Raw genomic sequence first — 23,170 nt, forward strand, 5'->3', positions numbered from 1 at the left:
CGGGCCGGCCGCTCACCGCGTGTCGCGGGCGAGCGCGGCGCATTCGTCGCGACGGTAGCAGCCGACGAGATGGTCGTTCACCATGCCCACCGCCTGCATGAAGGCATAGACGATGGTGGGGCCGCAGAAGTTGAAGCCGGCTTGTTTCAGCGCCTTCGACATCGCGCGCGATTCCGCCGTCTCGGCCGGCACCTGCGCCATGGCGGAGAAGCTGTTCTGCCGCGCCCGCCCGTCGAGGAAGCCCCAGAGGAAGTTGCTGAAGCCGTCGCGCTCCATGATGGCGAGCCAGGCGCGGGCGCTCTGCACGGTGCCGGCGATCTTGGCCCGGTTGCGCACGATGCCGGCGTCCTGCATCAGCGCCGCGAGCTTCGCATCGTCATAGCGCACGATGGCCTCGGGATCGAAGCCGTCGAAGGCTCTGCGGAAATTGTCGCGCTTGCGCAGGATGGTGATCCACGACAGGCCGGCCTGGAAGCCGTCGAGGATCAGCTTTTCGAAGAGCGCGCGGTCGTCATACTCCGGCACGCCCCACTCGGTGTCGTGGTAGGTCACGTAGAGCGGGTCGACGCCCGGCCAGCGGCAGCGCCACTTGCCGTCCTCGTGCAGGATGAGATCCGCCTTCACCACGTCGTTCATGCCCCCCCTCCGTCATCCCTGCGCCGTATCCGGAGCCGATCCGCCGGGGAAGGCGAAGGTGGCAAATCCCGGCTTCTCAAGGGTGAGGGCGAGGCCGCCGGCGGTCGGCGTCATGCCCGCGGCGAGCGCATCCGCCACGCGGTCGAGCCGCAGCATGGCGAGGCCGCGCCCGCGGGCGCAGGAGCCGACGTGGCCGAGCGTCTTCTCGCCGGCGACGACCGCGGCCCCGTCCTCCGGCACGAAGCCTTCGGTGAAGACGACGGGCACGATGCGCGTGCGGGCGGTGCCGCGGTGCTGCATGCGTGACACCACCTCCTGGCCGACATAGCAGCCCTTGTCGAAGGACACGCCGCCGAGCTGGTCCATCAGCACCTCGTGCGGGAAGGCTTCGCCATAGGTGAAATCCTTGCCGCCCTCCGGCACGCCCGCCGCGATGCGCATGGCGTGGTAGTCGGCGAGCGCCGCCTCACCGAAGGCCTCGATTTCCGCCCGCGGGCCAATGACACGTCGGCCGAGAGCGGCGAGGCGCGGGTCTTCGTAGACCTGGCCGGGCGCTGCCGTCTCGTCGCCCCACAGGGCGGCGACGGCGAGCGCCTCGCTCTCGTCGGCGATCGTCACCTTGGCGCGCAGCTTGTAGAAGGCGAGGCGCTTGACGAGGTCCTGCGCAAGCGCCCGCGGCGCTTCGAGCAGATAGCCGCCGCCATCGCCCTCCGGCACGGCGAGGACGAGGAAGTCGAAGAGGATCTTGCCCTGCGGCGTCAGCAGCGCCGCCCACCGGGCCGTTCCGGGCGCAACGTCCGCGACGGCGCTGGTGACGATGCCGTCGAGGAAGGTGCGGGCGTCCTCGCCCGCCACCCTGACGACGCCCCTGTCCGGCAGAAAAGTCCTCGGCATTCAGCCCTCCGTCCGATCTCGCTGGAGAGATAGGGGGAGGGCGTGCGCCGCTCAACCCGGTTTCGAGAGGATGCCCGTCTGGCCGGTTAGGTCAGTGCTTGCTGGCGGTGGAAAAGGCACCGCCGCGGATGCGCTCCGGCAGGCGCTCCGCAAAATCCGCCACCGCTTCCTCGCCATAGGTGCTGACGAGCTCCTGGAAGGCGGCGAACAGCGCGGCATGGGCCACGCAGTCGCCGTCGAGGCCGTCGAGCTGCGCCTCGGCGAAGGCCTCGCTCAGATAGGTGAGCGCAGCGCGCTTCTCCTCGGCGGCCCCGAGGAAGTCGTCGTCGTGCTGGTTGAATTCGTCCATGTTCCTGCCGTTACGCAACCCGTGGCGCGCTGCCGCCGGTCCACACACTCTAGCAGCCCCGGGCCGGCACTCTAGCGGCTTCTTTACGCGAGGTTAACAGCGCGGGGAAAATGCCTGCAATCCACAGGGCACATGGCTGGAGCGCCCGAGCGCACCTGGCTGCGACAGCTGCATCGTGCGGTCACTGGCCGAAGCGGGTCGCCAGAGTCCGCGTCAGGCGCTGGCCCTCGGCGACGTGCAGGGCGCGCGCCGCCCGCGCCGCATCGGTGCAGCGCCGGTAGGTCAGGGCATAGCTGCGATAGCCGCGGTTGTAGGCGCCGGCGAGGCGCTCGCGCCGTTGCGGGCTCGCGCCTTCTGCATCGAGCAGGTCCGCCATTCGCTCGCGCCATTGCTGCGCATCGGCCTCTTCGCACAGCCCGTCGATGAAGGTGAGCACGCCGAGCACGCGGGCGAGGCGCTGCATGTCGGCCTCGTAGGGCGGCGGTGCCTCCACGCCGCTCTCCGGCGCCTCCGCGGGCGGGCGCGGCTGGGCGAGGGCGGCCGGGGCAAGGGCCGCCGCAGCGGCGAGGCAGGCAGCGAGGATGGCGGGTCTCATGGTGGCCCCTCGTCGAGCATGGCGGCGGCGCGGGCGACGATGGCGGCAAGGCCCGGCGTCGTGCGCAACTGCGCCACCTCGTCCGGCAGGGCCCAGCGCACCGCCCCCGCTTCGGGACCGGGGGCCGGCTCGCCGCCGCGCCAGCGGGCGGCGAAGGCGGCGATGACGAAATGATGCACGACGCCGGTCGCGTCCCGCTCGATGATCTCGACATGGTCGACGAAGGCGGCGATCTCGGCCTCGACGCCCACCTCCTCGCGCAGTTCCCGGAGGGCGGCCTCGCGGAGGTTCTCCCCCGGCTCGACGAGCCCGCCCGGCAGGCTCCAGCACGCCTCCATCGGCGGGCGGCCCCGCGTCGCGATCAGCACCCGCCCGTCGCGGAAGGTCGCCACGCTCGCGGCGAGGAAGGGGCGGGCCGGATAGCGGCGGTCTTCGGGCATGGCCGAGCGCTCTACACGTGCTGGCCGCCGTTGATGTGCAGCTCGGCGCCGTTCACGTAGGAGGAGGCCTCCGTGCACAGGAAGTAGATGGCCTTGGCCACCTCGTCGGGCGTGCCGAGCCGGCGCAGCGGGATCTGCTCGACGAGCTTCTCCGTGCCCGGCGACAGGATGGCGGTGTCGATCTCGCCCGGCGAGATGGCGTTGACGCGGATGCCGCGCTGGCCGAAATCCGCCGCCATCTCGCGCGTCAGCCCGGCGAGCGCGGATTTGGAGGTGGCGTAGGCCGCGCCCGCGAAGGGGTGGACGCGCGAGCCGGCGATGGAGGTGACGTTGACGACGGAGCCACGCGTGCGGGCGAGTTCTTCCACCAGTCCCCGCGCGAGCATGATCGGGGCGAAGAAATTCACCTGGAAGACCTGCTTCCAGTCCTCGAGGCGCGTGTTCATGGTGCCGAGCCGCGAGCCGCCCGGGCCCTTCGGCGAGATGCCGGCATTGTTGACGAGCGCGTGCAGCACGGCGCCCTCGGGCTCGAGGCGGCGCTTGATCTCCTCGATCGCCTCCATGGTGTTCTCGGGATCGGCGAGATCGACCTGGATGTGGTCTTCCGGGCCCATCTCCCACGGGCATTCCTCCGGGAAGGAATGGCGCGAGCAGGTGATGACCCGCCAGCCGGCGGCCGAGAAGCGCTTGACCGTCGCATGGCCGATGCCGCGGCTCGCCCCGGTCAGGAGCATCACGCGCCGGGTCGCATTGGTGGATGGGGGCATGGCGGTTCGTCCTGGTGATGATCGGGGCGTCGAAGGGTTCGGCCTTCAGGGATATAGGCGCTCGCGCTGCCACGCGCCATCCGGCGCCGGGCGGTGGAAGCGGATGCGGTCGTGCAGGCGGAACGGCCGGTCGTGCCAGAACTCGATGGCGACCGGCCGCACCCGGAAGCCGCGCCAGTAGGCGGGGCGCGGGATCTCGCCGACGCCGAACTTCGCCGTATAGACGGCAACCGCCTTCTCGAGGGCGAAGCGGCTCTCGAGCGGACGGGACTGCTGCGAGGCCCAGGCGCCGATGCGGCTGCCGCGCGGGCGCGAGGCGAAATAGGCATCCGCCTCGGCATCGGTGACGTTCTCCACCGGGCCGCGCACGCGCACCTGCCGGCGCAGGCTCTTCCAGTGGAAGAGGAGGGCGGCCTTCGGCACGGCGGCGAGCTCGCGCCCCTTGGCGCTCTCGGCATTGGTGTAGAAGACGAAGCCCTGCCCGTCGAAGCCCTTCAGCAGCACCATGCGCGCGTCCGGCAGGCCGTCCGCGTCCACCGTGGCGAGCGCCATGGCGTTGGGATCGTTCGGCTCGCTCGCCGTCGCGTCCTCCAGCCAGCGGGCGAAGAGCCCGAAGGGATCGGTTTCGTTGGAGAAGTCACCGCTCGTTAACGCTTCCACGGCTTAAATTCCTGACGGATTCGGATGGATCGGCGAGGCGGCTCGTGACCCGGGGCGATATGCGCAGCTCTTATAAGAGAACAGCGTCGTTGTGCGAAGGCATTCACGCAGGTCGTGGCGTCGCACTCGCTGCCGCGCTCGCGGCGGCGCTGGCTGCGGGCGGCTGCAGCATCTCCTTTCCGCTCGGCTCCCTCGTCGGTGACGACGTGGCGACGACGAGTTCGGTCTCGCCCGCTCCCTCGCCCCTGTCGCCCGAGCTGACGACGGAGGACTGGCGGCGCGCCAGGAGCGCCCTCGAGGTCGCGCTCGACCCCTTCGGCAACGGCACGAGCGCCTCGTGGGACAACCCGGAGACCGGCGCCAAGGGGGCTTTCCTGCCGCTCGGACAGCCCTATGTGAAGGACGGCGACGTGTGCCGCGCCTTCCTCGCCGACCTGTCGCTGCAGGTCGGGGCCCAGGCCATGCAGGGCACCGCCTGCCGGCCGTCCGGCGGCGGCTGGTCCATCACCGAGGTGAAGCCCTGGCGCAAGCCTGCCTGAGGCTGCCCGGAAGCGCGCAATAACCGTTGCAGCCGTGCAACAGTTGCCCCATATGGGAGGGGATTGGTTGCGGTACCCCGCTCCCTGACAGGATATCCATGCGCGATCCATACAGCATTCTCGGTATTGCCAGATCGGCGAGCGACACGGACGTCAAGAAGGCGTTCCGCAAGCTCGCCAAGGCCTATCATCCCGACCAGAACAAGGATGATCCCAAGGCCCAGGAGAAGTTCGCCGAGGTCAATGCCGCCTACGAGATCCTCGGCGACAAGGAGAAGCGCGCCCAGTTCGACCGCGGCGAGATCGACGCCGAGGGCAAGCCGCGCTTCCACGGCTTCGACGGGTTCTCGGGTGCCGGCGCCGGGCGTGGCCAGCACGGCGGCTTCGACTTCCGCCGCTCCGGGCCGGGCGCAGGCGCCGGCTTCGACCCGCAGGACTTCTTCTCGGATCTCTTCGGCGAGGCGATGCGCAACGCCGGCCGGGCAGGGGACACCGGTCGCGGCCGCGCCCACCATCCGCGCGGCGAGGACGTGAAGGCCGACATCACCGTCACGCTCGAGGAGGCGGTGCACGGCGGCAAGCGGCGCATCAACTTCACCACCGGCCGCGAGGTCGAGGTCAACCTGCCCAAGGGCGTCAGCGACGGCAAGACCATCCGCCTGCGCGGCCTCGGCGAGCCGAGCCCCTTCGGCGGCGAGCCGGGCGACGTCCTGCTCACGGTGCACGTGGCGCCGCACCCGCAGTTCCGGGTGGAGGGCAAGAACCTGCGCCTGCGCCTGCCGGTGCCGCTGGCCGATGCGGTGCTCGGCGCCAAGGTGCGCGTGCCGACCCTCGACGGCGCCGTCAACATGACGATCCCGCCGATGTCGAGCGGTGGCAAGAGCTTCCGCCTGCGCGGCAAGGGCATCCCGGAGAAGGACGGGCCGGGCGACATCATCGTCACGCTCGACATCGTCCTGCCGGATGCCGCCGACCCGGCGCTCGACGCGCTCATGCGCAAGTGGCGCGAGGCGGCCTCGGCCAAGAGCTGAGCGGCACGGGCGAGCCTGCGGCTCGGCTTCTTGTGCTGGTTCCCGGCTCTCGCCTGCGCTTCGCGCATGCGGGCCGGGAAACGAGGGTGTTCGTCGAAAGAAACTCGTTCCCCGGACGCGTGCAGCGAAGCGGAATGCGAGCCGGGACCCAGCGCAAGACCCCGATGCCCGTAGGGCATCGCCACTTCTCCTGCCCACCCGAATCAGCCCGGCGCGCGCTGCCCGTCGCTCTGCCGCTTATGCCCAGGCGAAAGGCTTGCCACATCGAAGTCGCGCGCCGAGGCTTCCGTCCGCCGTCGCTCTCGGCTAATGATGCGCGTCCGCTCCGGACCATCCGGCTTTCAGACAGATCAGATTTCGAACGGCCATGGCAGACAACTCAGCGACACGCCCGTCCATCATGTCCGGCAAGCGCGGGCTCATCATGGGAGTGGCCAACAACCGCTCCATTGCCTGGGGCATCGCCAAGGCCGCGCACGCCCATGGGGCCGAGCTCGCCTTCACCTATCAGGGCGATGCGCTGAAGAAGCGCGTCGAGCCGCTGGCGGCGGAGCTCGGCGCCGAAGTGGTCGGGCACTGCGACGTCACCGACGGGGCGACGATCGACGCCGTCTTCGCCGAGGTGGAGAAGCGCTGGGGCAAGCTCGACTTCCTCGTCCACGCCATCGCCTTCTCGGACAAGGACGAGCTCACCGGCCGCTATGTCGACACGACGCCGGAGAATTTTTCAAAGAGCCTGCTCATCTCCTGCTACTCGCTGACGGCCATCGCCCAGCGTGCCGAGAAGCTGATGAAGGACGGCGGCTCGCTGCTGACGCTCACCTATTACGGCGCCGAGAAGTGGATGCCGCACTACAACGTCATGGGCGTCGCCAAGGCTGCGCTCGAGGCGAGCGTGCGCTATCTCGCGGCCGACCTCGGCCCGCAGGGCATCCGCGTCAACGCCATCTCGGCCGGGCCGATCAAGACGCTCGCGGCCTCGGGCATCGGCGACTTCCGCTACATCCTCAAGTGGAACGAGTACAACTCGCCGTTGCGTCGCACGGTGACCATCGAGGAAGTGGGCGAGACGGCCGCCTATCTCCTGTCCGACATGTCGCGCGGCGTGACCGGCGAGATCCACCATGTCGACGCCGGCTACCATGTCGTCGGCATGAAGAACCCCGACGCGCCCGACATCGTGCTCGGCAAGGAATGACGGCAAGGCCGCGTCTCTTCTTCGTCCGCCACGGCGAGACGGACTGGAACGCCGAGGGGCGCCTGCAGGGCAAGCGCGACACGGCGCTCAACGACGTCGGCCGCGGCCAGGCGCAGACGGTGGGGCGCCTCCTGCGCGATCTCGTGCCCGGTTGCGAGGGCCTCGACTTCATCGCGAGCCCGCTCGCCCGCACGCGCGAGACGATGGAGCTGCTGCGCCACGCCATCGGCCTGCCGCGGCAGGGCTACCACCTCGAGCCGCGCCTCGCCGAGATCTCCTTCGGCGAATGGGAAGGGCGGACGTGGAAGGAGCTGCGCACGAGCGAGCCCGACCTCTATGCCGCCCGCAAGCGCGACTGCTGGCACTTCACGCCGCCGGGCGGCGAGAGCTACGCCGCGGTCGCGGCGCGCGTGCGCCCGCTCCTCGAGGGCCTGACCCGCGACACGCTCGTCGTCTCGCACGGCGGCGTCGCCCGCGCCGTGCTGACGCTCCTCTCCCGCGTCGCGACGCACGAGGCGCCGCACATCGACATCTGGCAGGGCCGCATCCTCGTCTTCGACGCCGGCGCCCACCGCTGGGAGCCGGTCTGAGCGGGCTGGCATCTAGGCCAACGCGTCTGAAGCCGTGCTGATGGTTAGGCGCGTCGCGAAACGATGAGCCGCGAAACGATGAACCGTCGGCTCCCTCTTCTCCCTCCCCCCACGAAGTGGCGGGGAGGGGCAGAGGTGGGGGGCGGTGCCGCAGGCAGGCGTTCAGTCGCTGCCCGCCGAAAGATCCGAAACGCCATCGAGGGTGGTGAGGCCCCCACCCCCACCCCCCCCCGCCGCAGGCGGGGGGAGGGAGGCCCGGCCGCGCCGGTGGTCCGGACCGGGCCGTTTGACGATGCGTCCCCGCGCGCGTAAGACGCGGCGAGCATCAGCGCGGCGAGATCATGTCCCACAACAGCTTTGGCCACCTCTTCCGTGTCACCACCTTCGGCGAGAGCCACGGGCCTGCCATCGGCTGCGTCGTCGACGGCTGCCCGCCGCGCATTCCGCTGACCGAGACCGATATCCAGCACGACCTCGACCGCCGCCGGCCGGGCCAGTCCCGCTATACGACGCAGCGGCAGGAGCCGGACCAGGTGCGCATCCTCTCCGGCGTCTTCACCGACGAGAAGACCGGCGTGCAGATGACGACGGGCACGCCCATCGGCCTCCTCATCGAGAACGTCGACCAGCGCTCGAAGGATTACGGCGAGATCCGGAACAAGTATCGACCGGGCCACGCCGACTACACCTATGACGTGAAATACGGCATCCGCGACTATCGCGGCGGCGGCCGCTCCTCGGCGCGCGAGACGGCGATGCGCGTCGCCGCCGGCGCCGTTGCCCGCAAGGTCGTGCCGGGGCTCGTCGTGCGCGGCGCGCTCGTGCAGATGGGCCCGCACAGGATCGACCGGTCCCGCTGGGACTGGGACGAGATCGGCCGCAATCCCTTCTTCTGCCCCGACGCCGAGGCGGCGGCCTTCTTCGCCGACTATCTCGACGGCATCCGCAAGAAGGGCTCCTCCATCGGCGCCGTCATCGAGATCGTGGCCGAGGGCGTGCCGCCCGGCCTCGGCGCGCCGATCTACGGCAAGCTCGATGCCGACCTCGCCGCGGCGCTGATGAGCATCAACGCGGTCAAGGGCGTCGAGATCGGCGCCGGCTTCGAGGCGGCCTCCCTCACGGGCGAGGAGAACGCCGACGAGATGCGCCTCGGCAATGACGGCAAGCCGCTCTTCCTCTCCAACCATGCCGGCGGCGTCGTCGGCGGCATCTCGACGGGCCAGGCGGTGGTGGCGCGCTTCGCCGTCAAGCCGACCTCCTCGATCCTGCAGCCGCGCCTGTCGGTCGACCGCTTCGGCGCGGAGACGGATGTGGTGACCAAGGGCCGGCACGATCCCTGCGTCGGCATCCGCGCCGTCCCCGTGGGCGAGGCCATGGTCGCCTGCGTCATCGCCGACCATTTCCTGCGCCACCGCGGCCAGGTGGGCGAGACGACGCCCTGGCCGATGGGCGGTTGAGTGAAACTAAATAGTTCGGGCCCGTTTCCCGACGTCATGCCCCCGCTCGTCGCGGGCATCCACGCCGTGACGCTCGCGCAGGGGTGAAAGGCGTGGATGGCCGGGACAAGCCCGGCCATGACGCGGGAAGGTTGCGCTCCGCGGTACTCGAACAGCCGTGCGACGAGAACCGACAGGACGGCGAGCAGGGGCGGGAGCCAAGTCGGCGCCACCCTGCAACTCGGCGATTTTAGTTGAACTAAAATCCCGCCGGGTTTAGCGTCGCCCTCATGAGACTGGCCGACTGGCTTATCCGCGAGAACATGACGCGCGTGGATTTTGCGCGCCGCATCGGCGTCACGCCCGGTGCGGTCACGCAGCTGTGCCGCGACGATGGCGCCTGGCTGTCGCGCGAGACGGCGCGCCTCATCCTCGAGGTGACCCGCGGCGCCGTCACCCCCAACGATTTCATCGACGCCCGGACTGGGCGCGAGGAGGCTTTCATGACCCAGACGGTGACCGAGGCGATCGAGGCCTTCGCCCGCGGCGAGATCGTCATCGTGACAGATGACGACGACCGGGAGAACGAGGGCGACCTCGTCGTCGCCGCCTCGCTCTGCACGCCGGAGAAGATGGCCTTCATCATCCGCCACACCTGCGGCATCGTCTGCGCGCCGCTGACCGGGTCCGACGCACGGCGCCTCAGGCTCGACCCCATGGTCGCGGCCAACGACGCGCCGCTCGGCACGGCCTTCACGGTCTCGGTCGACGTGCGCCACGGCCTCACCACCGGCATCTCGGCCGAGCAGCGCAGCAACACGGTGCGTGCCCTCGCCAACAACAACATGGGAGCGGGCGATTTCGTGCGCCCCGGCCATGTCTTCCCGCTCATCGCCAAGGACGGCGGCGTGCTCATCCGCTCGGGCCATACCGAGGCGGCGGTGGATCTCTGCCGCCTCGCCGGGCTGCCCGAGGTCGGCGTCATCTGCGAGCTCGCCAACGACGACGGCACGGTGATGAAGGGCCCGCAGATCGACGATTTCGCCAAGGCGCACGGCCTGAAGCGCATTTCGGTGGCCGACCTCATCGCCTATCGCCAGGCTCGTGAAAAGCTTGTCGAGCGCGTCGCCACCTTCCCCGTGTCGACCGAGATCGGCGAGCTGACCGGCCATGCTTATGTGACGCCGTTCGACACGGTGAACCACTTCGCCTTCGTCTACGGCAACATCGGTGACGGTCGCGGCGTGCCGGCGCGCCTGCACCGGGCCAATGTGGTGGCCGATGTCTTCGGTGGCGGCAAGACGTTGAACAAGGTGCTCGGCCAGTTTGCGCAGGAGGGGCGGGGCGTGATCGTCTACCTGCGCGACGGTACGGCCGGCGTGCCCCTCACCGTCGTCAGCGAGGATGCGACCGGCTCCGAATTCACCCGCACCCAGCAGTGGCGCGAGGTCGGCCTCGGCGCGCAGATCCTGCGCGACCTCGGCGTCACCTCGATCCGCAACCTCGCTTCCAGCTCGCGCGCCTATGTCGGCCTCAGCGGCTTCGGCATCGAGATCGCGGATACGGTGATCCTGGAGGGGTGAGGGGCCTGGCAGGGCTCCGTCGCTTCATCCCCGTGATTGGCGATAACGACACACCGTTCCCCTGCGTCATGGCCGGGCTCGTCCCGGCCATCCACGCTTTTCCGCCTTGCGTAACGTCAGGGCGTGGATGCCCGCGACAGGCGCGGGCATGACGGGCCTGCTTCATGACGGGCCTGCTTTCTGTGACCGTCGGAAAAGGTCTGGCACCGCTCTTCTCCCTCCCCACCACGAGGGGGAGGGGAGGCAGCTCGCTCCGACAGCCGTCCCCTGCGATCGCGAAACTCACCCCCGCATCAGGCACTGCACGTGGGCGGCCACGGAGGCGGCGAGGCCCTGCAGGTCGTAGCCGCCCTCGAGCAGCGAGACGATGCGCCCGCCGCACTGCCGGTCGGCGATGTCCATGAGCTCGCGCGTCGCCCAGGCGAAGTCGTTTTCCGTCAGGTTGATGTTGGCGAGCGGGTCGCGCCAGTGGGCGTCGAAGCCGGCGGAGATGATGATGAGGTCCGGCCGGAAGGCGGAGATGCGCGGGAAGATGGCGATTTCGAGCGCCTCGCGGAAGCTCTCGCCGCCGTCGCCCGCGTGCAGCACCGCATTGACGATATTGTCGTGCGCCCCGCGCTCGGAGGCGGCGCCGGTGCCGGGATAGAGCGGCATCTCGTGCGTGGAGCAGTAGAGCACGCTCGCGTCGTCCCAGAAGATGTCCTGCGTGCCGTTGCCGTGGTGCACGTCCCAGTCGAGGATGGCGACGCGCCCGAGGCCGTGCCGCTTCTGCGCGTGCCGCGCGGCGATGGCCGCATTGTTGAAGAAGCAGAAGCCCATCGCCGTCGCCTTCTCGGCGTGATGGCCGGGCGGGCGCACGGCGCAGAAGGCATTGTCGGCCGAGCCGCCCACCACCTCGTCCACCGCGAGGATGGCCGCGCCGGCGGCGTGCACGGCCGCCTCCAGCGTGCCCGCCGACATCGTCGTGTCGGCGTCGATCATGACCAGCCCCTCGCGCGGCGCGGCGGCGATCAGCGCATCCACATGCACCGGCGGATGCGCGCGGCAGATGGCATCGCGATCGGCAGCCGGCGCGTCGCGGAGGCGCACGAGATCGGCGAACTTCTCCTGCTCCAGCGCCTGCTCGATGGCGCGCAGGCGCTCGGGCCGTTCCGGATGGCCCGGTGGCGTCGCGTGGGCGATCGAGGAAGGGTGGGAGATAAGGAGCGTCGTCACGGCGATATCCCAGGAGAGGATGCAGCTTTGCAGGCGGCGGGCGTTGTGTCTATGTCACGCTTGGCGAGTATTTGCCACGCGAGGCGGTTTTCTTGTCGGCGGCTGTTGCTCCGCCATTCTCATGTGCCATACAGCACGGCGAATCGGGCCATTGAGTCGCATTTTACGCCCGATTGATGATCGTTTTGGGGGCGATTGGCATGTTCTTGAGGATGTTGGGGGCCGTGGTGGTGATCGGCCTTTCGCTGGCCGGCTGCAATTTCAAGGGTGTGCCCGACCCGGACGTCTCGACGCGCGACCGCGAGTGGATGTCCCTTGTTCCCCAGGCGGATGTCGATCCCCAATACGGCCGCTACATGATCGACGATCCGACCGGCGAAGCGCCCGGCACCATCGTCGTCGACCAGAAGTCGCGCCTGCTTTACTTCGTTTTGCCCGACCGCAAGGCGATCCGCTACGGCGTCGCCGTCGGCGACGAGGCCTATGGCTGGACCGGGACGGCCGAGGTCGCCCGCAAGGCCGAGTGGCCCAACTGGCACCCGCCGGCCGAGATGCAGGCACGCTGGCCGCACGTGCGCTTCACCGAAGGCGGCCCGAACAACCCGCTCGGCGCCCGCGCGCTCTATCTCTACGAGAACGGCCGCGACACGCTCTACCGCATCCACGGCACCAACGAGCCGGAGAAGATCGGCCAGGCGGTGTCCTCCGGCTGCATCCGCATGCGCAACATCGACGTGATCGACCTCTACAACCGCACCAAGGTCGGCGCGCGCGTCGTCGTCAAGTAACGGCGCTCATGTGAGCGGCCCCGGCTGGCCGCCGAGGTGGACGAGCACGATCTCCGGCGGCACGCCGAGGCGCACGGGCACGATGCTCGTGCCGAGCCCGCCGGAGACGATCATCGTGCGGCCGCGCTCGGCCACGAGGCCGTAGGCGTAGCGGTTGCCGTAGGCCGACGGCACCACCGGTGAATAGCCCATCATACGCACCTGGCCGCCATGGGTATGGCCGGCCAGCGTCAGGCTGACGCGTGCCGGCACCGTGGGGAAGATGTCCGGCTCGTGCGCCAGCAGGATCACGGGCGCGGCGTCGTCGACCTGGGCGAGGGACGCCGGCAGGTCGTCGACCCCGCGGAACCTGTCCGGCCCGAGGATGTGGGCGATCTGGTCGCCGAGGCCGATCAGCCAGAAGCCGCGGCCGTCCTTCTTCAGCCGGACGGCGTCGTTCTCCAGCACCGGGATGCCGACGCCCTGGAGCGTGCGCCGCATGGTGCGCGCCCCGTCTGCCGGTATGCCGGGCGCGATCGCGTGCCACCAGTCGTGGTTGCCGAGGATGGAATAGACGCCGAGCGGCGCCGTGAGCCGGCCGAGGGGCTCGGCCCATTCTTGCGGTGCGAGACGCCGCGTGACGAAGCGGTGCGTGCCGATATAGTCCCCGAGCAGCACCGTCACGTCCGGCTTGAGCGCATTGGTCGCGGCGACGATCTCGGCGACGCGGGCGGCCGGCATGTGCGGTTCGCAGACGTGCAGGTCGGCGAGGGCGGCCAGCGTCAGCTCCATGTCCGACGGCCAGCCGCGCGGCGTGATCCAGTAGCGCTTGACGATGAGCCGCATGCCCGGCTCGACGGCGAAGGCGTAGGAGGCGAACCCTGCACCTGCAAGGACCGTCCCGGCGAATGCTTTGAGAAGAGTTCGCCGGGTCGGCATATTTCAGGAGGGTCCTGTCGGTCAGCTGGCGAATGGTCCGTCGCGCAGATAGTCGGGCAGCCGCTCGGCCTTCCTCTGCCTGCCACGGCGGAATTGCTCCACCGCGGCCGCCACCGCCGGAATCCCGATGGCACGAAACGTTGGCGCATCCGCCTTGCCTTGGCAAGCGGGGGTGATCCGGGCGGTGGCCACGGCCGTCTTCTCGGCCTTGTCTTCGGAACGTGAAGGGATCTCGGTCATCTGCTCGGTCTCATGGCTCTGCCGGCGGCCGGCCGGCTGGGTGCGCCGCCTGCCGTGCGGCGCGACGTTCGTCACCATCGCGCCCGATCGCGTCGGGCGCTTGGCGGCACTGCGGCAAAGGCGTGTTATATCGCGCTCGACTCCGCGACAGGGTTAACAGCCGTGCGGGTTGGGACGGTAGTGAACCGTCGCCTCGCGCGATGTGCGCTGGCGCTCCGACGGGCCGGAACTTGCCTTCAGGCGGTCCGCCCCGGCGGCACGAAGCGGCAGCCGCGCTCCTCCAGGAGGCGCGCCACCGCGATGGCCGTCGCATCGGCCCATTCCGCCGCCATGATCTGCACCCCGGTCGGCAGGCCGGCGGCCGTGCGCATGACGGGCGCCACCGCCGCCGGCAGGTGCGCGGCGCTCGCGAGCGAGGACCACAGGAGGAAGTCGAAGTAGGGGCGCTCCGTACCGTTGACGGCGATCGTGCGGGCATGGATGTCCGGCGCCTGATCGTGCGGGATGGCCGCCACCGGCGCTGGCGGCATCAGCACCACGTCCCAGTCCCTGAAGAAAGCGGCCCAGTGCTCCTTGAGGGCACGCCGGCGCTCCAGCAGCCGCTGCCAGGTGGCGACGTCGAGCCGCGCGCCGCGCGCCTGCAGGGCCCGGTGCGACAGGTCGCCGGGAGCGTAGTTGGCGGCATCGGCCGCCAGCCTGTCGCGCACCTTCTGCGGCAGGCCGGCCGCCACGATGGCGTGGTTGAGGAGCGCATAGACCTCGAAGGCTTCGGCGAAGGAAAAGCCCGGCCGCGCCCACTCGTCGACGATGGCTCCGGCCTCGGCCAGCAGGGATGCGGCATGGGCGACCCCGGCCGCCACCTCGGCATCGACCGGCGCCAGGGGCTCATCGAGCCAGACGGCGACCCTGAGGCCGCGCCCGTCGAGACGCGGCACGTCGATCGGCCGGCCGTCGCGCGCGATGACGGGCAGGATCAGCGCGAGGTCTTCCGCCGAGCGGGCGAGGGGGCCGGCGACGACGAGGTCGCCCTCCTTCGGCGTGCCGGGCGCCGGCGGCACGTGGCCGAGCGTCGAGACGAGAGACCACGTCGGCTTGAGGGCGAAGACGCCGCAGGCATGCGCCGGCCAGCGCAGCGAGCCGCCGAGGTCCGACCCGAGCTCGAAGGCGCTCATGCCGGTCGCGACGGCGGCCGCCGCCCCGCCCGACGAGCCTCCCGTGGAGCGCGTGACGTCCCAGGGATTGTTGGTGGTGCCGTGGACCGGGTTGTAGGTCTGGAAATCGCCGGAGAACAGCGGCACGTTCGACTTGCCGAGGATGACGCAACCCGCGTCGCGCAGCCGGGCGACGGCTGCCGCATCCGTCTCGGGCATCCGGTCGCGGAAGCTCGGCGCCCCCGCTGTCGAGACCATGCCGGCGACGTCGAAGGCATCCTTGATGGTGATGACGAGCCCGTCGAGCGCGCGGGCCTCGCCCGCGGCCCGGCGGGCGTCGCTTTCTTCGGCGGCGCCGCGTGCCGCGATCGTGTCGAGCGTCACGATGGCGTTCAGCGCCGGGTTCTCGGCGGCGATGCGCGCGAGCGTCATGTCGAGCAGCGCGACGCTCGACAATTCGCCGCGCTGGAGGGAGGCGAGGATGGCATGCGCGGGTTGCGTCAGGAGATCCACGGCCCCTCCCAGGGTTCATGCGTTCTTGTCTTGCGGCCCGTTCATTCGGCCGCGGGCGAGCGGATGCGCCCCGGCCTGCCGGCAGGGCCGCTCCGGTCCTCCTCGTCGCGGCGCAGGATATCGCGCCAGGCGAGGAGCACACGTTCCAATTCCGCGATATCGGTGTGCGGAAGAACGCCCAGGGTCCGCTCCACATAGGCGCGCTGGGCGGCGATGCCGCGCTCGGCGAGCGCGCGCCCCTTCTCCGTCAGGTGGAGCGCATAGGAGCGGCGGTCGCCGGCGATGGGCTGGCGCACGACGAGGCCGCTCGCGGTGAGCCGATCGACGAGGCCGGAGACATTGCCCTTCGTCACGTAGAGGCGCTCGGCCAGCTCCTGCTGCGTGATGCCCTCGCGCTCGGTCAGCGTGGACAGCACGTCGAACTGGGGAATCGACAGGTCGAGCCGGCGCAGCTCCTGGTTCATGGCCGCATAGAGCCGCTGGTTCATGCGGACGAAGCGCAGCCAGGTTCGCATCAGCGCGTCGCCCTGCTGAACGCCTTCAGTCATCAGTGTCGGCCCGTCCCCTTGCTTGCACCAAGGCCTTAAACCATCTGCGCGGCAATGGAAACACCGCGGGCGTGCGGCTGCCGATGATGCCGCCGCGGCGCCGATGCCGTTGCGCCCGCCGCCGTGCGATGCCATCCATGGCATCGCGGTCGTCCCGACCGTTCCCGCCGTCGTCTCCCCTGCCGCGAGCCTTCCCATGCGCCGCCTGATCGTCGAGGAGCCTTTGTCGCAAGCGGCCGTCTGGAGCCGCAGGCTCGGATGGTTCGCCCTGCTCGTGGCGGCGGCGGGCGTGCTGCTGACGCGCCTTCAGCTCGTCGAATGGTTCGCCGGCCTGTCGGTCATCGCGAGTGCCGTCGCGCTGGCGCTCCTTGCCCTCGCCCTGTCGGTCACGGCCCTCGTCTTCATCTGGCAGGAGGGACAGCAGGGGCTCGCGCTCGCCGTGCGGGGCGGCGTCCTCGCCCTCGTCGTGCTCGGCTGGCCGGCATTCCTCGGCTTCAAGGCCGTCGTCCTGCCGCGGATGAACGACATCAGCACCGATGTCGTCGACCCGCCGGCCTTCTCGCGCTCGGCGCAGGTGCTCGCGGCCCGCGCGGGCCACGTGCCCCGCGAGATCGCGACGGACGAGCGCCTGCCGCAGCGCGACGCCTATGCGGATGTCGTGCCGATCTATGCCGAACTGTCGCCCGAGGATGCGCTGTCCGTCGCCGAGAGGACGGCGCGCACGCTCGGCTGGGAGATCGCGGAGGTGCGCCAGCCCGGTGGGCGCACCGGCCGCGGCCAGATCGACGCCGTCGACCACACCCTGCTGCTGCGCTTTCCCGACGACATCGCGATCCGGGTGACGCCGCGCGCGGAGGGGACGAAGGTCGATGTGCGCTCGGTCTCGCGCTACGGCGTGCACGATTTCGGCGTCAACGCCGAGCGCATCGCCCGTTTCATCGCCGAGTTCGAGCTGCAGGCGAGGGCGGCCCAGTTCTGATCGTCAGGCCGGCCTGTAACGGGCCGTGAGCGTCGGCGCGCTGTCTGAGACGACGAGCCCGCGCGCCACGAGGTCTTCGAGATGGGCGAAGACGGAGAGGCCCGCGGCGCCGTAGAGCGCCGGCGCCAGCCCCTCGTAGAGCGGCGGGACGATCTCGGCGATGGTCTCGTCCCCGGCAGCGAGCCGGTTGAGGATCGCCGCCTCGCGCTGGCGGCGGTGGTGGACGAGCGCGCGCAGGAAACGCTGCGGCTCGCGCACGGGGCCGCCGTGGCCGGGCCGGTAGATCGCCTCCTCGCGCCCCCTCAGCTTCGCGAGCGAGGCCATGTAGGCCTGCATCGACCCGTCCGGCGGCGCGACGATGGTCGTGGACCACGCCATGACGTGGTCGCCCGAGAACAGGGTGTTCTCCTCCGGCAGGGCGAAGGCGAGGTGATTGGCCGTGTGGCCGGGCGTCGCGAGGGCCTGCAGCGTCCATTGCGGGCCGGTCACGGCCTCGCCCTCCTGGAGGACGACATCGGGCGCATAGGCGTGGTCCGCGGAGGCATCGAGCGCATTGGCCTCGCCGAGCGCCAGTGCGCGCGATGCGACATGGGGGCTGCAGCCGACGACGAGGGCGCCGGTGGCCGCGCGCACCGCGGCCGCGGCCGGGGAGTGGTCCCGGTGGGTGTGGGTGACGACGACATGCGTCACCGTCTCGCCGCCTACCGCCTCGAGCAGCCGCGCCACATGGGTGGCATCGTCCGGGCCCGGATCGATGATCGCCACCCGGCCGCGGCCGACGATGTAGCTGCAGGTCCCGCGATAGGTGAAGGGCCCGCCGTTCGGTGCGATGAGCCGGCGCACGAGCGGCGTGAGCGCCTCGGCCCGGCCTGTCGGAGCCTCCGTCTCCTGCTCGAAGGGAATGGATTGCGTCATTGATTCGGCTCCCCGGGGGCGCGAGGACCGGCCTTTGCACCACCCGAAGCGCTCTTGTAGCACGAGCGGTTGGCAAGGCGACCACCGACCATCAGCCGGTCTACAAACGGTATGCGAATGGCGCTGGAGATCGCTCGCATTCTATGCAAAGTTGCATAAATTGCTATTATTAGCGCAGTGGTTGCATTGCTGTATGAGCATTTGATGGTCAGTTTTGAGGGGTGACTTTTCGCTACGACGCCAGTCGAGAGAAATAAAATGATAAAACAAAATGAATTAAATGATGGCAATGTCGTAATTAGAACCACTTATAATAAAATAGATGGTGAGTTTCAGTCTGATATATCAACGCTTGTCGGTGTCGACAGGTGCGAATTTATGCTTGATGGCGAGTTCAGGGCGGGCATCGATTGGATCAAGTATAACGACATGCGCGTCTGCAGCATGGTGCTGCCGCCCGGGCGTCTCCTGCGCGAGGCTGCGCATGCTGCGAGCAAGACGCCATGCATCGTCATGGCGGCCGTGCAGAACGGTGCGATGCGGCTGGCGCTGGAGCACGGCTCCCTCGATGTCGGCGGCGAGCGCATCGTCGTCTTCGACGCACGGGCGCTGTCCTCGATCGACCTCATGGCGGGCGAGGACGGGCGGTGCACCTTCCAGTGGCTCGAACTGTCCTCGATGACGGATTTCGCCGGCGCGCTGAAGGGGGAGGCGGCGAGCATCGAATCCGTTTCCCTGCGCGAGTACATGCAGTTCTTCTCCCGCTTCCTGCTGAAGTACGGCAATTCGCACATCTCGGATTACGTCGACGTTTCGATCCGCCAGAACATCGTCGAGATGCTCAAGACGTTCCTGCGTGACCAGACGGCGCGCAGCGATGGCGGCAACAAGGCGCGCCTCGCCAACGACATCATCGAATACATCAAGAAGAACATCGACAACCACGATCTCGGCGCCGGGCGCATCGCACGCCAGTTCAACATTTCCCAGCGCAAGCTGTACAAGATCTTCGAGGAATCGGGCCTGTCCCTGCGCGACACCATCCTGCACTACAGGCTCGAGGCGGCGCGCAAGGAGCTGGCGTCGTCGTCCGAGAAGAAGATCATCAACATCGCCTTCGACAGCGGCTTCAACGACGTCTCGACCTTCTACCGCAACTTCAAGCGCAAATACGGCTACTCGCCACGCAGTTCCCAGTAGCGGAGGGGTCGACAGGGCGGCGTGGGGGGCGCGGCTTCCCACGCCAGAGCTGTCGCAACTGGCGCGGCATATCCAAATTTGCTAATTGTGTCTCATGAAAGAGAACAATTCGCGATTTTTGGAGATCGGCCTGCGCCTGCGCGCCTATCGCCTGGGGCGCGGCATCACAGCCGAGCAGGTCGCGGACCGTCTCGAGATGTCACGCGCGGCCATCTACCGCCTGGAGAAGGGGGAGGTGGTCAAGATCGAGACCATCCAGCGCATCGCCGACCTCCTCGATGTCTCGGTCGCCTCGCTGCTGGGCGTCAGCGTCGAGTATTACGACAATGCGGTGGCCTATTTCGAGCGCATGCGCCAGCTGGAGGAGGGCGCCGAGCAGATCCTCGCCCATTTCGCGCCCTTCTCCTACCTGCTGTCGTCGGACGAATATGCGCACGCCGTCGAGCTCGCCATCCGCGAGACCGTCATCGGCGATGTCGAGGAGGGCGAGGTCGCTCCGGAGGTCGAGGCGCTGGTGCGCATCCTGCGCGAGCGGCGGGGCCACGCCAGCCGCCGGCGGCCCGGCATCGTCAGCATCGTCGGGCTGCAGGACATCGAGCGGCTGCTGCGCAGCGGTGTCATCGGCCGCTTCGACCTGCCAGAGGAGGAGGCCGTCGAGCGGCGGGCGATCGCGCGCCGCGAGATCCTGCGTCTCGCCGATCTCCTCGAGGAGGAGCCCATCGGCATCCAGATCGGCATCGTCGAGGAAACCCTGCCGCAGCAGACCTTCCAGATCTTCCGGCAGAAGGAGCGCACCTTCGTCGCCATGAGCCCCTTCCGCTTCGCCGACCATCCCAACATCCGCAACGGCGTCGCCATGGTCACGGAGGCGCCGGACGCGGTGCAGCTCTTCGACAACCTCATCGCCTCCCTGTGGCGCAGGGCCGCGAAGGGCCGCGAGGGCGCCGAGCGCCTGCGGCAGGTTGTCGAGCGCGTGGAAGCCGGCGCGCGCGACGCGTAAAAAAAATTAGACAACACTCAAAAAAGCGATATCGTTTCGGCTTCCGTATAGCCGGAGGAAGAAACGGATGCTCACGCGCAGAGTCGTTCTGCTCGCGGCCGGGCTGGTCATTGCGGGGACCTTCGCCGCCCAGGCACAGCAGGCCAAGTACGTCGCCAAGATCGGCCATCTCGAGGCCGCCACCCAGCCGCGCCACAAGGGGCTCGAAAAGGTCGCCGCGCTCGTCAAGGAGCGCACCAACGGCGAGGTCGAATTCCAGCTCTATCCCGCCTCGCAGCTCGGCAATGCCCGCCAGATGGTCGAGGGCGCCCAGCTTGGCTCGTCCGAGGGCACGGTGATGCCGGCCGCCTTCCTCGGCGGCTTCAACCCCGTCGTCTCGGTGCTCGACATCCCCTTCATCATGCCCGAGGACCGCGCCAAGTCGCAGGCCCTGCGTGATGGCCCCTTCGGCCAGGCGATCCTCGATTCGTTCACCAAGCGCGGCCTCGTCGCCATCGCCATCTGGCCGAACGGGCGCAAGAGCGTCACCTCCGCCAAGCCGCTCGCCGGCGTCGACAGCTTCAAGGGCCAGAAGTTCCGCGTCATGGATTCGCGGATCCTCATCCAGCAGTTCGCGGGCGTCGGCGCCGCCGCCATCGCCATTCCCTTCGGCGAGCTCTACACGGCGCTGCAGACCGGCGTCGTCGACGGGCAGGAGAACCCGCTCGATACGATCTCGACCATGAAGTACTACGAGGTGCAGAAGGACCTCGTGGTCTCCAACCACGGCGCCATGGAGGACCTCGTCCTCTTCAACCCCGCCTGGTGGAACGGCCTGCCGGAAGGCCACCGCGACGTCATCGTCAAGGCCTTCCTCGAGGTGCGCCCGCAGGTCGAGGCGCTGAAGGAAGAGGTGCAGGCGCTCGCCTTCAACCAGATCAAGGAAGCGGGCGTGAACGTGCGCGTCCTCGGCGATCAGGAGCGGGCCGACTGGCGCACCAAGATGTTCCCGCCGGCCCGTGACGCCTATCTCGAGCGCGCCGGCGCCGAGGGCAAGGCCGTGATGGAGGCCTACGAGGCGGAAGCCAAGAAGCTCGGCCTCGCCAACTGAGCCTTGTGACGAAACCCGAGGGCGCGACCCCATGCTCCGCACCGCAATGACCGTCCTGCGCACCTTCGAGCGCAACATCATCGGCCTTCTGCTCATCGCCATGTCGGCCGGCTATGTGGTCAACGTGCTGGTGCGTGTCTTCGCGCCCTCGCAGTCCCTCCATTTCGCCTGGATGGAGGAGGCGACGCTGTTCATGCTCGCCTGGCTCGTCTTCCTCGGCCTCGGCCTGACGCTGGAGAAGGGCCGCCACATCGCCATGACGGCGCTCTACGGACGCATGCCGGCGGGCGTGCAGCGGGTCGTGGCCTTCGTCATCAATGCCGTCGGCCTCGTCTTCTGCGCCTATCTGACGAAGGTCGGCTACGATTTCGCGCGGTTCATCGTCAATTCCGGCCAGACGAGCCCGACGCTCGATGTGTCGATGGTCTGGCTCTATGCGGCCCTGCCGGTCGGCTTCGTGCTGCTGGGCCTGCGCTACCTGCTTGAGCTCGTCGGCGTCGAGAACCGCTTCGCGCTCGCCGACCGCGGCCAGGATCACTGAACCCAACCACCGCGGCAGACGGTCCGACGTTTCGAAGAGGGCGCTTTTCCCGTGTTGATCCTGCTCTGCATACTGGCTGCCCTGCTTCTCGTCCTCGGGTTCGAGATGCTGCTCGTCATGGGCGTGCCGAGCATCCTCGCCCGTCTGACCGAATTCCCGAACCTGCCGGACATCGTCATCGCGCAGAAGATGGTCGGCGGCGTCAATGTCGGCACGCTGCTCGCCATCCCGTTCTTCATCTTCGCCGCCGATCTCATGGCCCACGGCACCATCGCCGAGCGGCTCATGAACCTCGTCAAGAGGAACCTCGGTCACCGCTCCGGCGGCATCGGCCACACCACGGTCGTCTCGTGCATGGCCTTCGGTTCGGTCTGCGGCTCGGCGCCGGCCACCGTTGCGGCGCTCGGGCGCTTCCTCCATCCCGAGCTGGTGCGCGCCGGCTACAAGGAACGCTTCTCGCTCGGCCTCATCGCCGCGAGCGCGGAATGCGCGCTGCTCATCCCGCCCAGCATCACTCTCCTCGTCTATGCCTGGCTCACCGGCACCTCCGTCGCGGCGCTCTTTGCCGGCGGCCTTGCGGTCGGCGTGGTGCTCGCCCTCGCCTTCATGCTCTACGTGGCCTTCGTCACGCGGCGTGCGGGCATCGAGCCTGCCCCGCGGGCGAGCGCGGCGGAGCGCTTCGAGGCGGTGAAGGCCTCGCTGCTCGCGCTCGGCATGCCGGTGATCATCCTCGGGGGGATCTACTCCGGCTTCTTCACGGCGACCGAGGCCGCAGCGGTTGCCGTCGCCTACGCTCTCCTCGTGGAGATGGTCATCTACCGCCAGCTCGGCTGGCGGGACGTGATGCACGTCGCCGAGCAGAGCGCGCTCACCATCGTCGCCATCTTCATCCTGCTCGCGGTCGGCTCGCTGCTCGCCTATTTCGTCACGCTGGCGCGCCTGCCGGACCAGCTCCTGATGCTGCTCAACGACTGGCAGGTGAACTGGGTCGTCTTCCTGCTGATCATCAATGTCGTGCTGCTGATCGCCGGGATGTTCATCGATCCCAACTCCATCATGGTCATCCTGCTGCCCGCCATCTTCCCGGTGGCGACGGCGCTCGGCATCGATCCCATCCATTTCGGGCTCGTGGTCTGCCTCAACATCTGCATCGGCATGATCACGCCGCCCTTCGGCCTCGACCTCTTCGTGACGTCGTCGGCCTTGCGCAAACCGGTTGAGACGGTGATCGCGGGCATCTGGCCGTTCGTGCTGACGAACATCGCCGTGCTGCTCGTGATCTCCTACGTGCCGTCCATATCGACGGCGCTGCCGCGGCTGCTGGGCTACTGACCCGGCAAGCCAGGGAGAAAGA

General features: G+C 69.0%; 26 protein-coding genes. 13 read left to right on the forward strand and 13 right to left on the reverse strand.

The annotated features are described in order from the left end of the window. Nucleotides 1-12: 12 nt before the first annotated feature. From GGR16_RS01790 to pdxH, 7 genes are all read right to left on the reverse strand, one after another. Nucleotides 13-636: a DNA-3-methyladenine glycosylase I gene (locus GGR16_RS01790; protein ID WP_183315544.1), complete on the reverse strand. Its 624-nt coding sequence runs from the start codon at nt 634-636 to the stop codon at nt 13-15. 12 nt (nt 637-648) lie between these two features. Further along, nucleotides 649-1,530 (reverse strand): CAF17-like 4Fe-4S cluster assembly/insertion protein YgfZ, encoded by an 882-nt coding sequence (ygfZ, locus tag GGR16_RS01795; RefSeq protein ID WP_183315545.1) that lies wholly within the window; start codon nt 1,528-1,530, stop codon nt 649-651. A 91-nt stretch (nt 1,531-1,621) separates the two neighbouring features. Further along, entirely contained in the window at nt 1,622-1,879 is a 258-nt protein-coding gene (locus GGR16_RS01800) for a hypothetical protein (RefSeq protein ID WP_019401472.1), read from the reverse strand. Nucleotides 1,880-2,060: 181 nt separating this feature from the next. Beyond that, nucleotides 2,061-2,474 (reverse strand): TIGR02301 family protein, encoded by a 414-nt coding sequence (locus GGR16_RS01805; RefSeq protein WP_183315546.1) that lies wholly within the window; start codon nt 2,472-2,474, stop codon nt 2,061-2,063. Beyond that, nucleotides 2,471-2,914, reverse strand: a complete 444-nt coding sequence (locus GGR16_RS01810) for an NUDIX hydrolase (RefSeq protein WP_183315547.1) — start codon at nt 2,912-2,914, stop codon at nt 2,471-2,473. Before GGR16_RS01810 ends, GGR16_RS01805 begins: the two co-directional genes overlap by 4 nt. A gap of 11 nt (nt 2,915-2,925) precedes the next feature. After that, entirely contained in the window at nt 2,926-3,681 is a 756-nt protein-coding gene (locus tag GGR16_RS01815; RefSeq protein ID WP_183315548.1) for an SDR family NAD(P)-dependent oxidoreductase, read from the reverse strand. Nucleotides 3,682-3,726: 45 nt separating this feature from the next. After that, nucleotides 3,727-4,341: a pyridoxamine 5'-phosphate oxidase gene (pdxH, locus tag GGR16_RS01820; protein ID WP_183315549.1), complete on the reverse strand. Its 615-nt coding sequence runs from the start codon at nt 4,339-4,341 to the stop codon at nt 3,727-3,729. Between the two features lie 89 nt (nt 4,342-4,430). On the opposite strand from pdxH, the gene GGR16_RS01825 reads away from it, so the two are divergent. The 6 genes from GGR16_RS01825 to ribB all read left to right on the forward strand — a co-directional run bounded on the left by GGR16_RS01825 (nt 4,431) and on the right by ribB (nt 10,718). Then, nucleotides 4,431-4,880 carry an RT0821/Lpp0805 family surface protein gene (locus GGR16_RS01825; RefSeq protein ID WP_019401477.1) on the forward strand — a complete coding sequence of 150 codons (450 nt, stop codon included), beginning with the start codon at nt 4,431-4,433 and terminating at the stop codon, nt 4,878-4,880. A 98-nt stretch (nt 4,881-4,978) separates the two neighbouring features. Continuing rightward, nucleotides 4,979-5,911: a DnaJ C-terminal domain-containing protein gene (locus GGR16_RS01830; RefSeq protein WP_183315550.1), complete on the forward strand. Its 933-nt coding sequence runs from the start codon at nt 4,979-4,981 to the stop codon at nt 5,909-5,911. Between the two features lie 400 nt (nt 5,912-6,311). Then, nucleotides 6,312-7,109 carry an enoyl-ACP reductase FabI gene (gene fabI, locus GGR16_RS01835; RefSeq protein ID WP_425486568.1) on the forward strand — a complete coding sequence of 266 codons (798 nt, stop codon included), beginning with the start codon at nt 6,312-6,314 and terminating at the stop codon, nt 7,107-7,109. After that, nucleotides 7,106-7,699, forward strand: a complete 594-nt coding sequence (locus tag GGR16_RS01840; protein WP_183315552.1) for a histidine phosphatase family protein — start codon at nt 7,106-7,108, stop codon at nt 7,697-7,699. Before fabI ends, GGR16_RS01840 begins: the two co-directional genes overlap by 4 nt. Before the next feature lie 341 nt (nt 7,700-8,040). Beyond that, the gene (gene aroC / locus GGR16_RS01845) at nt 8,041-9,156 is read left to right on the forward strand and encodes a chorismate synthase (RefSeq protein ID WP_019404303.1); all 1,116 of its coding nucleotides are present in this window, start codon (nt 8,041-8,043) and stop codon (nt 9,154-9,156) included. A 269-nt stretch (nt 9,157-9,425) separates the two neighbouring features. After that, nucleotides 9,426-10,718, forward strand: coding sequence for a 3,4-dihydroxy-2-butanone-4-phosphate synthase (ribB, locus tag GGR16_RS01850; RefSeq protein WP_019400613.1), 1,293 nt, complete (start codon nt 9,426-9,428; stop codon nt 10,716-10,718). A 282-nt stretch (nt 10,719-11,000) separates the two neighbouring features. Here ribB and GGR16_RS01855 read toward each other — a convergent pair whose 3' ends face one another. Continuing rightward, nucleotides 11,001-11,933: an arginase family protein gene (locus tag GGR16_RS01855; RefSeq protein WP_183315553.1), complete on the reverse strand. Its 933-nt coding sequence runs from the start codon at nt 11,931-11,933 to the stop codon at nt 11,001-11,003. Nucleotides 11,934-12,133: 200 nt separating this feature from the next. Between GGR16_RS01855 and GGR16_RS01860 the strand changes: the two genes are divergently transcribed. Further along, a complete protein-coding gene (locus GGR16_RS01860; protein WP_040403531.1) occupies nt 12,134-12,721 on the forward strand; it encodes a L,D-transpeptidase in 588 nt (195 codons plus the stop codon). A 6-nt stretch (nt 12,722-12,727) separates the two neighbouring features. On the opposite strand, the gene GGR16_RS01865 is transcribed toward GGR16_RS01860, so the two are convergent. The 4 genes from GGR16_RS01865 to GGR16_RS01880 all read right to left on the reverse strand — a co-directional run bounded on the left by GGR16_RS01865 (nt 12,728) and on the right by GGR16_RS01880 (nt 16,091). Continuing rightward, nucleotides 12,728-13,639, reverse strand: coding sequence for a metallophosphoesterase (locus tag GGR16_RS01865; protein ID WP_183315554.1), 912 nt, complete (start codon nt 13,637-13,639; stop codon nt 12,728-12,730). A gap of 21 nt (nt 13,640-13,660) precedes the next feature. Further along, the gene (locus tag GGR16_RS01870; protein WP_019400617.1) at nt 13,661-13,957 is read right to left on the reverse strand and encodes a hypothetical protein; all 297 of its coding nucleotides are present in this window, start codon (nt 13,955-13,957) and stop codon (nt 13,661-13,663) included. Between the two features lie 158 nt (nt 13,958-14,115). Further along, the gene (locus tag GGR16_RS01875) at nt 14,116-15,543 is read right to left on the reverse strand and encodes an amidase family protein (RefSeq protein WP_183315555.1); all 1,428 of its coding nucleotides are present in this window, start codon (nt 15,541-15,543) and stop codon (nt 14,116-14,118) included. Nucleotides 15,544-15,584: 41 nt separating this feature from the next. After that, nucleotides 15,585-16,091, reverse strand: a complete 507-nt coding sequence (locus tag GGR16_RS01880) for a MarR family winged helix-turn-helix transcriptional regulator (protein WP_019400619.1) — start codon at nt 16,089-16,091, stop codon at nt 15,585-15,587. A 196-nt stretch (nt 16,092-16,287) separates the two neighbouring features. On the opposite strand from GGR16_RS01880, the gene GGR16_RS01885 reads away from it, so the two are divergent. Next, a complete protein-coding gene (locus GGR16_RS01885) occupies nt 16,288-17,070 on the forward strand; it encodes a DUF1499 domain-containing protein (protein WP_026014852.1) in 783 nt (260 codons plus the stop codon). Between the two features lie 3 nt (nt 17,071-17,073). On the opposite strand, the gene GGR16_RS01890 is transcribed toward GGR16_RS01885, so the two are convergent. After that, the gene (locus tag GGR16_RS01890) at nt 17,074-17,985 is read right to left on the reverse strand and encodes an MBL fold metallo-hydrolase (protein ID WP_019400621.1); all 912 of its coding nucleotides are present in this window, start codon (nt 17,983-17,985) and stop codon (nt 17,074-17,076) included. A 378-nt stretch (nt 17,986-18,363) separates the two neighbouring features. On the opposite strand from GGR16_RS01890, the gene GGR16_RS01895 reads away from it, so the two are divergent. From GGR16_RS01895 to GGR16_RS01915, 5 genes are all read left to right on the forward strand, one after another. Beyond that, entirely contained in the window at nt 18,364-19,185 is an 822-nt protein-coding gene (locus GGR16_RS01895) for a helix-turn-helix domain-containing protein (RefSeq protein ID WP_019400622.1), read from the forward strand. A 94-nt stretch (nt 19,186-19,279) separates the two neighbouring features. Next, nucleotides 19,280-20,185, forward strand: a complete 906-nt coding sequence (locus GGR16_RS01900; RefSeq protein WP_246372775.1) for a helix-turn-helix domain-containing protein — start codon at nt 19,280-19,282, stop codon at nt 20,183-20,185. 67 nt (nt 20,186-20,252) lie between these two features. After that, on the forward strand, nt 20,253-21,275 hold the full coding sequence (locus GGR16_RS01905) for a TRAP transporter substrate-binding protein (protein ID WP_019400624.1): 1,023 nt from the start codon (nt 20,253-20,255) through the stop codon (nt 21,273-21,275). 31 nt (nt 21,276-21,306) lie between these two features. Beyond that, on the forward strand, nt 21,307-21,816 hold the full coding sequence (locus GGR16_RS01910; protein ID WP_183315556.1) for a TRAP transporter small permease: 510 nt from the start codon (nt 21,307-21,309) through the stop codon (nt 21,814-21,816). 51 nt (nt 21,817-21,867) lie between these two features. Beyond that, nucleotides 21,868-23,148, forward strand: coding sequence for a TRAP transporter large permease (locus GGR16_RS01915; RefSeq protein WP_343059491.1), 1,281 nt, complete (start codon nt 21,868-21,870; stop codon nt 23,146-23,148). Nucleotides 23,149-23,170: the final 22 nt, after the last annotated feature.

This window comes from Chelatococcus caeni, from assembly GCF_014196925.1.
Lineage (GTDB): Bacteria > Pseudomonadota > Alphaproteobacteria > Rhizobiales > Beijerinckiaceae > Chelatococcus_A > Chelatococcus_A caeni.